Origin of the sequence: Pseudogracilibacillus amylolyticus (SeqCode), assembly GCF_051918545.1 — a bacterium.
Lineage (GTDB): Bacteria > Bacillota > Bacilli > Bacillales > Amphibacillaceae > Pseudogracilibacillus.
Window position 1 is genome coordinate 10,111 of record NZ_JBPPZG010000042.1, and the last position, 12,295, is coordinate 22,405.

11 protein-coding genes and 2 other annotated features are annotated in these 12,295 nt (G+C 37.6%); of the genes, 9 read left to right on the plus strand and 2 right to left on the minus strand.

All coding sequences use genetic code 11. From position 1 onward, the window contains the following. The first annotated feature begins 169 nt into the window (after window positions 1–169). The 7 genes from ACPYKA_RS06935 (at window position 170) to trpA (ending at window position 7,462) form a co-directional block, all read left to right on the plus strand. Window positions 170–727, plus strand: a complete 558-nt coding sequence (locus ACPYKA_RS06935) for a nitroreductase family protein (RefSeq protein WP_479541617.1) — start codon at window positions 170–172, stop codon at window positions 725–727. Between the two features lie 299 nt (window positions 728–1,026). Further along, window positions 1,027–1,271 (plus strand) — a binding site (T-box leader). 50 nt (window positions 1,272–1,321) lie between these two features. Further along, window positions 1,322–1,583, plus strand: a binding site (T-box leader). 53 nt (window positions 1,584–1,636) lie between these two features. Continuing rightward, window positions 1,637–3,064 (plus strand): anthranilate synthase component I, encoded by a 1,428-nt coding sequence (gene trpE, locus ACPYKA_RS06940; protein WP_479541618.1) that lies wholly within the window; start codon window positions 1,637–1,639, stop codon window positions 3,062–3,064. Next, window positions 3,048–4,073 (plus strand): anthranilate phosphoribosyltransferase, encoded by a 1,026-nt coding sequence (gene trpD, locus ACPYKA_RS06945; protein WP_479541619.1) that lies wholly within the window; start codon window positions 3,048–3,050, stop codon window positions 4,071–4,073. Before trpE ends, trpD begins: the two co-directional genes overlap by 17 nt. A 3-nt stretch (window positions 4,074–4,076) precedes the next feature. Then, the gene (trpC, locus tag ACPYKA_RS06950; RefSeq protein WP_479541620.1) at window positions 4,077–4,865 is read left to right on the plus strand and encodes an indole-3-glycerol phosphate synthase TrpC; all 789 of its coding nucleotides are present in this window, start codon (window positions 4,077–4,079) and stop codon (window positions 4,863–4,865) included. Between the two features lies 1 nt (window position 4,866). Next, complete coding sequence (locus ACPYKA_RS06955) at window positions 4,867–5,484, plus strand: phosphoribosylanthranilate isomerase (RefSeq protein ID WP_479541621.1); 618 nt, start codon at window positions 4,867–4,869, stop codon at window positions 5,482–5,484. A gap of 6 nt (window positions 5,485–5,490) precedes the next feature. Further along, window positions 5,491–6,696, plus strand: a complete 1,206-nt coding sequence (gene trpB, locus ACPYKA_RS06960) for a tryptophan synthase subunit beta (RefSeq protein WP_479541622.1) — start codon at window positions 5,491–5,493, stop codon at window positions 6,694–6,696. Then, entirely contained in the window at window positions 6,689–7,462 is a 774-nt protein-coding gene (gene trpA, locus ACPYKA_RS06965) for a tryptophan synthase subunit alpha (protein WP_479541623.1), read from the plus strand. The genes trpB and trpA overlap by 8 nt, the downstream gene beginning before the upstream one ends. A gap of 196 nt (window positions 7,463–7,658) precedes the next feature. On the opposite strand, the gene ACPYKA_RS06970 is transcribed toward trpA, so the two are convergent. Both ACPYKA_RS06970 and betB read right to left on the minus strand, forming a co-directional pair. Further along, complete coding sequence (locus ACPYKA_RS06970) at window positions 7,659–8,867, minus strand: iron-containing alcohol dehydrogenase (RefSeq protein WP_479541624.1); 1,209 nt, start codon at window positions 8,865–8,867, stop codon at window positions 7,659–7,661. A 49-nt stretch (window positions 8,868–8,916) separates the two neighbouring features. Continuing rightward, window positions 8,917–10,401 carry a betaine-aldehyde dehydrogenase gene (gene betB / locus ACPYKA_RS06975; protein ID WP_479541625.1) on the minus strand — a complete coding sequence of 495 codons (1,485 nt, stop codon included), beginning with the start codon at window positions 10,399–10,401 and terminating at the stop codon, window positions 8,917–8,919. Window positions 10,402–10,600: 199 nt separating this feature from the next. Here betB and cudC point away from each other — a divergent pair, with 199 nt between their 5' ends. Then, complete coding sequence (cudC, locus tag ACPYKA_RS06980) at window positions 10,601–11,161, plus strand: choline uptake/conversion transcriptional regulator CudC (RefSeq protein ID WP_479541626.1); 561 nt, start codon at window positions 10,601–10,603, stop codon at window positions 11,159–11,161. Window positions 11,162–11,180: 19 nt separating this feature from the next. Further along, a complete protein-coding gene (locus tag ACPYKA_RS06985; protein ID WP_479541627.1) occupies window positions 11,181–12,068 on the plus strand; it encodes a glycine betaine ABC transporter substrate-binding protein in 888 nt (295 codons plus the stop codon). Window positions 12,069–12,295: the final 227 nt, after the last annotated feature.

Genomic DNA, 12,295 nt, shown 5'->3' on the forward strand with positions numbered 1-12,295 from the left:
GTAGCCTAAAAGCGTACAAAAATAGAGTGCTGAAAATATTGATGTAAAAGAACAACCGAGAATAACTTGACACATACAATGAAGAGACGGTATTTGCTAAACAATCGTTATTTGGTTATAATTTGGTTGAATATGTTAATAAAACACATGAAATGGGGTATCACTCATCATGAATGTTAAAAATAAATCGGCAATAGCCGCCATTATCCGAGAGCGACGTGCGGTTAAGAAAGGATACACGAGTCAAAAAGTTGAAGAAGAAACCGTGCGTGACTTGCTAGAAGATGCAATTTGGGCGCCTACCCACGGCATGAGACAACCATGGCGTTTTATCTTTATTGATAAAGAGAATTTACCGTCTTTTGCTAAAAAAGTATCCCAAACCTATACTCCAGATATGCAACAAAATCGGGAAGAGTATTTAAATGAACCAAATGCGATTCTTGTCGTAATTATGGAAGAGCCAGAAAAGCAAAAACAATGGGAAGAGAACTACGGGGCTGTTTCGAGTTTGATTCAAAATTTCTGGTTACTTGCTTGGGAACAAGACTTAGGAGTTGTTTGGAAGACAAACCCTCATATTTATGACCCTAAAGTAAAAGAAATTTTGAATGTAAGTGAAAATGAAAAAATTGTCGGTTTTATCCATCTTGGATATTTTGATAAAGAACCGATTAAAAAAGATCGTATTGCTCTTGATGAGAAATTTACAAAATATGTAGGTTAAATTTTTAGAAGTGCATAAGCAATTAGCGTATGCACTTTTTTGCTGTTAAGAAACATAGGGTCGCCGCCTTGATTTGGGATAAAGCCAAAATTGCGCTTCCGAAGAGGCTGCAGACACGTAGGACTGCCACGATCGTTCGTCCCATCGAGGATCATTTGCTCTTTCTGCAGGAATCAACTGTCCGTCGCGGAAGGACTGTTTCTATTTGAACTACTGAAGGTATATAACTAAACTTATCAAAAAATTATTTTTTGTCTTGACATTTCATTTTTTATATTTTATGATAATTACTAATCAAATAACTTGCGATGAAAAAGAGTAGTAATTTACTTTTAAGGTACTAAAGAGAGCCAGTGGGGGTGCAAACTGGTGTAACCTAGTAAATGAATGGACTTTTGAGCTTTCAAAACTGAAACTTTACGGAGTAGGCTTTGACGAACTCGTCTCTACGTTAAAAGAGACAAATAGAACTATCATGTTCTATTTACCAAAGTGAGCTATAATTAGCTAATAAAGGTGGTACCGCGAAGTCCTCGTCCTTTTTTCGGATAGAGGTTTTTTTGTTTTTTAAAATTTTTTAAAGTAAATTAATCAGTTAAATCTAGGCGTAAGAGAAGTACGTTTTTAAGGAGCATTACAGAGAGCTGGGGATGGTGGAATCCCGGTATGTGAATGAGAACGGAATGGACTTACAAGAGTTTTCTTGAAAAACATCTAATGTTTAGTAGGGAAAAACGTTTTTCCGACGTTACACGGATAGGATATCGGATGTTTGAATCCCGTATCTGATTAGAGATAAAGAAAGTGAACTTTCTTTAATCTGAGGTGGCACCACGGTTAAAATATCGTCCTCTACAAGCACATAGTATGTGTTTGTAGAGGATTTTTTTATTTCACGGAGGTATTAAAATGATTAAACAAAAAATTAATTATAAATTGATACAAAGAAATGCAGACACTCTAACACCTGTTGGGATATTTAAACGGCTAAAAGGGGAAAAGAAATTTTTGCTTGAGAGTTCCTTCCAACATGAAACAAAAGGAAAATACTCCTATATTGGAGTAAATCCCTATCAAGAAATAGTTGGATATGGAAATCAAACCAAAGTGATGGATCTAATAACAAACGAAGAGAAAACCTTTAACCAAAATGTAATAGATTATTTGAAGGAAAACTTACCAAAGTTCGACTGTGACCTTCCCCTACCTTTTACTGGTGGAGCAATTGGTTACGTCGCATACGATGCAATTCGACAATTTGCCGATCTCGGTGAAGAATTAACGGACGTGGCAAACATGCCAGATTACCATTTCATGATGTATCATACGATCATTATTTATGAACATCGTACAGAAAAAGCTCATATTTTAACGATTAATCTTGATGATTCTACAGAAAAGGATTTAGAAGAACGGTTATTACAAATAAGTAACCAGCTTGACAGACAAATTACTATCCCGGATCCAGAAAATAATAACGTAATATTTAAAGCCCAAATTTCAAAAGAAAAGTTTATAGACAATGTTAAAAAGGCGAAAAAACATATTGCAAACAATGAAGCAGAGCAAATTGTCTTATCCCAACGAATGATTGCAGAACTGAATGGAGATCCATTCTCGTTTTACAGAGAACTACGAACTGCCAACCCGTCACCGTATATGTTTTACATTGATTTTACGGACTATTTAATTATCGGCGCTTCCCCTGAAAGTCTCGTGCAAACAAGTGGGAATCAAGTCGTAACAAATCCAATTGCTGGAACAAGGCCTAGGGGCATTTCCATAACTGAAGATGAGGCATTAGAGAAAGAACTATTATCTGATCAAAAAGAACTTTTAGAACACGATATGCTTGTTGAATTAAGTAAAACTGATTTATATACAGTTTGTGAAAAAGCCAGCATACATGTACCTGTTTATAAAGATGTTATTAAATACGAACATGTTATACACATCGTTTCTGAAGTTCATGGTCTATTGAAAGAAAATAAAACGAGTTTGGATGCGTTAATTGCCTGTTTGCCTGCCGGTACGGTTTCAGGTTCGCCAAAAGAACGTGCGATGCAAATTATTAATGAAATTGAAATGGAACGAAGAGGAGTTTACGCAGGAGGGATTGGATATATTTCATTTAATCATGATATCAACTTAGCCATTGCCATTCGATCTCTCGTCATAAAAGACAACAAAGCATATTTACAAACTGGCGCCGGAATTGTAGCTGACTCTGTCCCTGAGAAAGAATATGCAGAGACACTTCATAAAGCCAAATCGTTAACGAATTTAAACGGAAATAAAATAATGGAAAGGAGTTCTTCTAATGAAAAAATATCTTGAAAAATTAATGAACCGTGAAAGCCTAACAATGAACGAAATGAAAGATGCGACGAATAATTGTTTCAGTAGTGACATTACAGATACAGAGATTTCTGCTTTTTTAACAGCACTAAGAATTAAAGGCGAAACAGCGGATGAGATTGCTGGGATTGTTGAGGTTATTCGTGCTCAGTCGGAAATGAGTGAAATAGATTTACCTAATGTAATGGACAATTGCGGTACCGGCGGAGATAGATCAAACAGTTTTAATATAAGTACTACTACCGCGTTTGTCCTGGCAGGAGCGGGAGTAAGAGTAGCGAAGCATGGAAACCGCAGTATTTCCAGTAAAACTGGGAGTGCCGATGTCCTCGAACATTTAGGTGTCTCGCTCTCTTTTACAAAAGAGCATACCGAAGAATTATTAGAAGAAAATAACATAGCATTTTTGTTTGCTCCACATGTTCATGCAAAATTACGTCCGTTTATGAAAATCCGTCAAGAATTAGGACTGCCGACTATTTTTAATCTTATTGGCCCACTTACAAATCCAATTGAACTGGACTCCCAATTAATGGGTGTTTATCAAAGAAATACATTAGAAACAGTAGCCGAGTCACTTAAAAAACTCGGTAGAAAACGTGCAGTAGTTGTAAATGGTGCAGGATTTATGGATGAAGCATCATTGGCTGGAAAAAACCATCTCGTCTTACTTGAAAATGGTGAAATCACATCGTTTACCCTCCACCCTAGTGAAGTTGGATTGCCTACTTATTCGAATAAACATATTCAAGGTGGAGACGCAAAAGAAAATGCCGCGATATTGCTAAGCGTTCTAAACAATGAAGCAAGTCCTTATTTAGATACCGTTTTACTTAATGGAGGAATTGGACTATTTGCCAATGGAAAAACCGCCTCCATTCAAGATGGGATTGAACTAGCTCGTGAAAGTATTGCGTCAGGTGCGGCTTTAGATCGTTTGAATGAATTAGTTAAATATAGTAAACAACTTACAAGTGAGGCGATATAGACAATGACTATTTTAGATAAAATTATTATCGAAAAGAAAAAAGAAGTGGCGCGGCTCCTTGATCAAACGTTTGATCAAGTGGCGATTGATAAAAAAGTAACATCGTTCCAACAGTTAATAAAAGAAAAGTCAACGATGAGTGTTATTGCCGAGATTAAACGAGCTTCCCCTTCTAAAGGAATAATCAACGCCAATGTAGATCCTATAAAACAGGCAAAAATCTATGCAGAGAATGGAGCAAGTGCTATTTCGGTATTGACTGACACTCCATTTTTCAAAGGAAGCATGGATGATTTACGGGCTGTACGAGAAATCGTGGATATCCCAATCTTATGTAAAGATTTTATTATCGATAAGATTCAAATTGATCGTGCCAAAGCAGCGGGAGCAAATATTATTTTACTGATTGCAGCTGCACTGACTGACGATGACCTAAAAAAATTATACGAATATTCGCTAGAAAATGACTTGGAAGTTTTATGTGAGGTTCATAATGAAGAAGAAATGGAAAGAATTTTACAACTTAACGCTAAAATCATTGGCATTAATAATCGCGATTTAAAGACGTTCCACGTTGACCTTGATACAACTAAACGACTTGCCAACATGGTAACAGATCCCGAAACGATTTTGATTAGTGAAAGTGGTATTCAGACACAAGCAGAGGTAGAAACAGTTGCAAAAGCTGGAGCAAAAGCTATTTTAGTCGGGGAAACATTAATGCGCGCAAATAATGTTGCAGAAACGATCCATCATTTTCAAATACCTTTATCAAATAAAGCGAGGATATAACATGCTTGTTAAAATATGTGGAATTAAAACATTAGATGCTGCAAAGACGGCTCAAGAAGCTGGAGCCGATTTTATTGGATTCGTTTTTGCGCCGAGTAACCGAAGAATTTCCCCTATAGACGCTGCCAATATTACGAAACAATTATCACCGAAGATTAAGAAAGTCGGAGTTTTTGTGAATGAGTCTGTAGAAAATATTAAACATATTGCAAAGTTAGTTGGATTAGATTACGTTCAATTACATGGCGATGAACCGGCACATTTTGCCGCTCAATTACCTTATCCAATTATAAAAGCATTTTCTATTCACACAGTTGACCCGAAAACAATCCACCAATACCCTTGTGATTATGTATTGATTGATAGCCCTGGTGAAAAATACCGTGGTGGCTCCGGGAATGTATTTAATTGGAAGACGATCGATGAATTACAAATTGATAAACGTAAATTAATTTTAGCTGGTGGTCTAAATGAGGCAAATGTCCAGCAAGCAATTGAATCTGTGCAGCCAATTGGTGTAGATGTATCAAGTGGCGTTGAGACAGATGGCGTGAAAGATATTCAGAAGATACAATCATTTATAAAACAAACAAAAAAAGAACTCACACAGAAAGGTTGAAATAAATTGACGTCTTATACAATGCCAAACGAACAAGGCCGCTATGGAAGTTTTGGAGGTCGATTTGTCCCAGAATTACTAATGCCGGCTTTACTAGAATTAGAAGAAGCATATGAGGAATCTAAAAAAGACGAGACTTTTCAGAAAGAATTAGATTATTATTTAAAAGAATATGTTGGTCGTGAAACGCCACTTTATGAAGCTGAAAATCTATCTCGAAACCTTGGCGGGGCAAAATTTTTCTTGAAGCGAGAAGATTTAAACCATACGGGAGCCCACAAGATTAATAACTCGATCGCGCAAGCTTTACTAGCTAAACGCATGGGGAAGAAAAAAATTGTTGCTGAAACGGGTGCCGGTCAACACGGTGTTGCGACTGCTACTGTGTGTGCATTATTAGACCTTGAATGTATCGTTTTTATGGGGGAAGTTGATGTGAAACGCCAAGCTTTAAATGTGTTTCGCATGGAACTTCTCGGCGCAAAAGTCGAAAGTGTTGCTCAAGGAAGTGGCACGTTAAAAGATGCTGTTAACGAGGCGTTGCGCTACTGGGTGAGTCATGTAGAGGATACTCATTATATTCTTGGCTCAGTCGTCGGCCCACATCCTTTCCCACAAATTGTCCGTGATTTTCAATCTGTTATCGGTTCAGAAACGAAACAGCAAATGCTTGATAAAACAGGAAAGCTCCCTGATCATGTCATCGCAGCGGTTGGTGGAGGAAGTAACGCAATGGGGATGTTTTATCCGTTTATTGAAAATAACGGAGTCAAATTATACGGTGTCGAAGCAGGTGGTCTTGGTCTTTCATCCAATAAACATGCAGCAACTTTGACATCCGGAAAAACGGGAATTTTACACGGAACAATGACAAAACTATTACAATCAGATGCGGGCCAAATACAAGAGGCATTCTCCATTTCGGCAGGATTAGACTATCCTGGGGTCGGCCCGGAACATAGCCATTTAGCCGAAACAAAACGGGTGACTTACGATTCTATTACAGACGAAGAAGCACTTGAAGCATTCCAATTATTATCTAAAACAGAAGGGATAATTCCTGCCTTAGAAAGTTCGCATGCAGTAGCTTATGCAATGAAACTTGCAAAACAAGTTAGCCCTGATGAATCGATCGTCATTTGTTTATCCGGACGAGGAGACAAAGATGTACAACAAGTAAAAGAAAGATTAGAGGGAAATCAAAATGGGTAAGGAGAAAATCAAAAACTATTTTAATAACAAACTTGCAAACAATGAGAATTTATTTGTCCCCTACATTGTCGCGGGAGACGGCGGACTTGAAAAGTTAAAAAGTCGAATAGAATTTCTCGAGGAAAGTGGTGTTGCTGCGATTGAGTTAGGAATTCCTTTTTCAGATCCCGTTGCAGACGGTCCTACCATCCAAGAGGCTAGTATACGAGCTTTAGAGTATGGAACAACTTTAGCAAAAGTTTTAGAAATTCTAGAACCTTTTAAAGAGGAACGCAAAGTACCTATTATTTTAATGACATATATCAATCCTATTTATGCGTACGGGGTGGAAAGGTTCGCAGCAGACTGTAATCGAGTTGGCGTTGATGGCTTAATTATTCCTGATGTACCACTAGAGGAGGAAGAGGTTGTAGCAACATCTTTCTCAAAGCATAATATTGCTTTTATTCGTCTTGCAGCACTTACTAGCACACCTGATAGATTAAAAGAAATAGCAAGAAGATCTGAAGGTTTCTTATATGCCGTTTCAGTTACTGGAACAACGGGAGCAAGGGCGGCTCATCATGAGCGAGTTTATTCTTATTTGGAAACATTAAAACAACATAGTAATGTACCAGTACTAGCTGGTTTTGGTGTATCAAGTTCAAAACAAGCACATGAGTTGAGCAACTATTGTGATGGTGTGATAGTAGGGAGCAAAATTGTTGATCTGCTTCATCAAGGAAAAGATGAAAAAGTACGTGCATTGATTAAAGAAAGTTTATAAGCTTTTAAAACTCTATGTATCGACTCAGCGATCCGTCACAAGCTCTATTTTTTAAAACGGGGCTATTCGAAAAGAAGTTTTTTCAATCTAACTTATATAAACAAAGCCCGAGAACGCTGTTAAATCAACATTCCCGGGCTTTAAATTCGGGTAAATCACACCCTGTAACAGACTTTTTAGACAGCACCTTTGGAAATTAAACTGTTTTTGGCACTAAGTTAAAACATCTTTTATAAATCCACTCATAATCCTTTAACGTTAAATCTCTTGGATTTCCAACTGTTTGTGGATCTTTCAGTGCTTCTTCCGATAGTCTTTCAATTAAATCTGGTGAAACCCCTTGTTCTTCGAGACTCGGAATATCTAAATCTTCTACTAACTTGTATACTTCATTTACAGCTGCTTTTGCTGCTTCTTCTGTCGTCATATTTGACGTGTTTACTCCAAGTGCTTTAGCAATTCGAGCAAATTTTGCTGGATGACCTTTCCAGTTGTACTCCATAACAGGACCCATCATTGCTGCTACACATTGTCCATGTGCCACCGGAATAATGCCACCAAGTGTTTGAGACATCGCATGTGCTGCTCCAGCTGATTCGCTACCATATGAAAGACCTGCGAGCATGGCAGCTTGCGCCATACCGTAACGCGCTTCGATATCTCCACCATCAGCGTAGGCACGACGAATATATTTCGCCACATACTCTATTGCCAGTAATGCCACCGCATCAGTTATTGGTTGTGCATAATGCATTGTATAACATTCAATCGCATGTGCTAGTGCATCAATCCCAGTCATTGCTGTCACATGTGGGGGCATAGACACATGAAGTTCTGGGTCAATAATCGTTAAATGTGCTGCAATTAATGGTCCGCCCGTATTAAACTTATACTCACGTTCTTCATCAGTAATAACTGCCCATTGTGTTACCTCAGAACCAGTACCTGCTGTTGTTGGAATTGTTGTTAATGGTGGAATTCGATTTTCAAGTGGCTTTTTACCTTCTGCCGCTTCATATTCCAAAACAGATGCATTATGTGAAATCTCTACTCCAATTGCTTTTGCCGTATCCATTGAACTCCCGCCACCGACTGCAACAAGGCCATTACAGTTAGTCTCTTTATAAAGCTGAGAACCTTCTCCAACAGAACGTACTGGAGGATTTGGTTCTACTTTATTAAATAAGACGATTTCGATTCCAGCTTCTTTTAATGATGCCTCTACAGGCTTTGTTACACCAGCTTGATAGATTCCAGGGTCTGTTACTAGTAAGGCTTTTGTCACACCTAAATTTTTAACTTCTTCTCCAACATATTGCGTTGCACCAATTCCATGTTTGATGGCTGTTGGTACTTCAAATTGTTGGAATGTATGCATATGTTCAACTTTCATATTTAATCCCATTTAAGTTCCTCCTCGTATTTAAATTCCTACTTTTTATATCTGATATTGTTTATTTTTCTTTCGTTCCAAACCAATTGATTGTCTCTGGTTGTAGATTAACGAAAACATGTTTTTGTTCTTGATATTCCTCTAATCCTGTTTTTCCTAATTCACGACCAAATCCGGATTGTTTATAACCACCCCAAGGTGCCTGCGGGAAGTAGATATTAAAATCATTAATCCAAACAGTGCCCATGCGCATTTTCGCGACACAACGCTCTGCTTTAGCGAGATCTTTTGTCCAAACTCCACCAGATAGTCCATAAATAGAGTCATTTGCTAAGGCAATCGCCTCTTCTTCGGTCGTAAATTTCTCTACTGTGATGACAGGACCAAATCCTTCATTTTGAACAACAGACATTGCTGTTGTACAATTCGTCAAAATCGTTGGCATATAAAAGAAACCATTTTTCAGTTCTTCTGCATCTGGCTGTTTACCACCGATTGCAACGGTTGCACCCTCTTCAATTCCTTTGTCTACATAATTTATTACCTTTTGTAAATGCGCTTCGGAAATAAGTGGACCCATTTCTGTATCTTCCTCAAATCCACTTCCTAATTTAATATTCTTTACTCTTTTCACCAATGTATCTACAAAGTCATCATGAATTGCGTCTTCCACAATTAATCTTGTCCCCGCTGAACATATTTGACCGGCATGGAAAAAGACAGCATTTAATGCTTGATCTACCGCAATGTCAAAATCTGCATCGGCAAAAACAATATTCGGATTTTTACCTCCAAGCTCTAATGCGACCTTTTTCACCGTATGACTTGCTGCTTGCATAACTTTTTTACCTGTTTCAATTCCGCCAGTAAACGAAACAAGATCGACATCTGCATTTTCAGAAAGCTCTGCCCCTACCGTATTACCAGGTCCTAACACAAGGTTTACAACACCTTTGGGTACACCTGCTTCTTCCATTAATTCAAACACTTTGATCGTTGTTAATGGTGTAATCTCACTCGGCTTCATAACAAGTGTATTCCCAGCAACAAGGGCTGGAGCGAGTTTCCAGGATGCTTGCAAGAGGGGGTAGTTCCATGGTGTAATTTGTGCACAAACCCCTACTGGTTCATAGACAACTTTACTTATGGAATTCGGTATTGGAGACTCAATTATCTCTCCTCCATCTTTATCCGCAATGTCTGCATAATAGGCGAATACTCCTGCAATATCTTCCATATCCCAACGACTTTCTTCCAACGTTTTTCCAGTATCTAACGTTTCAAGCTTTGCAAGTTCTTCCATATCTCTTTCAATTAATTCAGCTATTTTTCGAACTACATTTCCTCGCTCAGTAGCAGACATCGTTGACCATTTTCCATGATTGAAAGCATTTCTTGCAGCTAAAATAGCTTTTTTAGCATCTGTTTTATCACTCTCTGTTACTTTCGCGATCACTTCTTTATTAAAAGGGTTAATAATATTTCTACTTTCGTTCCTCTCGGCATGAACCCATTTTCCATCTATAAATTGTTTTTTAATCTGCAAATGAACCTCCCCCACTTCCGTTAAGTTTGTTAAGAAAAAATTTAACGTTCTGAACAATATTAATTTAACATATCAAAAAATCATTGTCAAAGCTATCATTTAATATTGACAAATAATTTGTATACGTTAATATTATTTATGTTAAGTAAACTACGTTAAGAAAAAATTTAACAAAGTAAACAATATTTGAGGTGTACAAATGAACCTTTCTCATAATGATCGAGCTCTAAAGACAATAGAAGAAGCTGAGAATATTGTCATTAGCGGCATTGCAGAAACAATGGACCTTTATGGTGTTACTCCTTCTACAGGGCAACTCTATGGAACCATGTATTTTAAAGAGGAAATGACATTAGATGAAATGCGTGATGAACTGGGAATGAGTAAACCAAGTATGAGTACAGGCGTTAAGAAGTTGCAAGAAATAGAAATGGTTAAGAAAGTATTTCAGCGTGGGGCAAGAAAACACAAATTTATTGCCGAAAAAGATTTCTTTAACTCTTTTATCGCTTTCTTTTGTCAAATGTGGGATCGCGAAGTTAATACAAATATGGCTGCAATTAAACAAGCACAAACTCTATTATGTGAAGTGCTAGAAGATACATCCGTTTCTCCTATCATACGGGATAATGCGGAGAGTAAATATCAATTACTCGAAGAATCTAAAAAATACTATCAATGGTTAAAAAGACTTGTAAAAAGTATTCGTACAGGAGAGATATACGAATTTTTACCTAAAGATCCGCCAAAAAACAACTAAATTTCTATGGGAGGAATCTATGAGACATAAACTGATTAAGTATGTGTTGGTGATAGTAAGTATTGTTACATTAGGGTTATTAGCTGCATGTGGAAGTGAGGATAGTGCTAATGATAACGAAGAAGCAAACTCAAAAACTATCGAAATGGGACAAATTAGTTGGGCAGAAAATATCGCCGTAACAAATATGTGGAAGGTCATATTGGAGGAAAAGGGGTATAAAGTGAACTTTAACCTTCTTGATATGGGGACAACTATGGCAGCACTTGCAAATGATGAACTTGATGTTAGTTTAGAAGTATGGTTACCTGTTCAAGATGCTAGTTATTTGAAACAATATAATGAAGAAGTCAATTTTTCGGAAGAAACGTGGTACGATAATGCAAAGGTCGGTCTCGTTGTTCCGGAATATATGGACGAAATAAATAGTATTGAAGACTTAAATAAACATCATGATTTATTTGAAGGTGCCATTGTTGGATTTGAACCAGGCGCCGGAACAATGGAAGTTACTGAAGATGTTATTACAGAATATGAACTAAACTATGAACTGCTTCCAAGTTCTGAACCGGCAATGGTGACAGAAATAAAAGAAGCGATAGAAGCAGAAGAACCTATCGTTTCTCCACTTTGGAATCCACATCGTATTTTTTCTGAGGTCGATTTAAAATATTTAGAAGACCCTAAAGAAGTATACGGTGGAGTAGAAAAAATTCACCATGCAACTCGTCAAGGCTTTGAAGAAGACTTTTCAGAGGTTGATCGTTGGTTAAAAAACTGGAAAATGGATGACGAACAAATTGGTGAATTAATGAGCTATGTAGCGGACGCAGAAGAACCTATTGAAGGAGCTAAAAAATGGGTCGAAGAAAACGAAAGCGTTATAAATGAGTGGTTGAACAAATGAAACTCTTAAAGAAGCTGAGACAATAGTATTTTATCCATAAACTGTGCAGTAAAGTTCAAATAGCAACAGTCCTACCGCTACGGAAAAAACTTGACACACTTTTTACCCAATTTATCGGTGAAATACCGCTTCGGCAGAATACTACGCTTTCCACGGGCACGGCTTCAGCCTCCGAAGCACAGGACGTGCAAGTGCAGGTGTTGCGACAGGACGTCGCGCACTTAACC

Excerpts from the sequence above, each read along its gene's own strand:
- ACPYKA_RS06935 (WP_479541617.1), top strand. The coding sequence starts at position 170 with ATGAATGTTAAAAATAAATCGGCAATAGCCGCCATTATCCGAGAGCGA.
- trpE (WP_479541618.1), top strand. The coding sequence starts at position 1,637 with ATGATTAAACAAAAAATTAATTATAAATTGATACAAAGAAATGCAGAC.
- trpD (WP_479541619.1), top strand. The coding sequence starts at position 3,048 with ATGAAAAAATATCTTGAAAAATTAATGAACCGTGAAAGCCTAACAATG.
- trpC (WP_479541620.1), top strand. The coding sequence starts at position 4,077 with ATGACTATTTTAGATAAAATTATTATCGAAAAGAAAAAAGAAGTGGCG.
- ACPYKA_RS06955 (WP_479541621.1), top strand. The coding sequence starts at position 4,867 with ATGCTTGTTAAAATATGTGGAATTAAAACATTAGATGCTGCAAAGACG.
- trpA (WP_479541623.1), top strand. The coding sequence starts at position 6,689 with ATGGGTAAGGAGAAAATCAAAAACTATTTTAATAACAAACTTGCAAAC.
- ACPYKA_RS06970 (WP_479541624.1), bottom strand. The coding sequence starts at position 8,867 with ATGGGATTAAATATGAAAGTTGAACATATGCATACATTCCAACAATTT.
- cudC (WP_479541626.1), top strand. The coding sequence starts at position 10,601 with ATGAACCTTTCTCATAATGATCGAGCTCTAAAGACAATAGAAGAAGCT.
- ACPYKA_RS06985 (WP_479541627.1), top strand. The coding sequence starts at position 11,181 with ATGAGACATAAACTGATTAAGTATGTGTTGGTGATAGTAAGTATTGTT.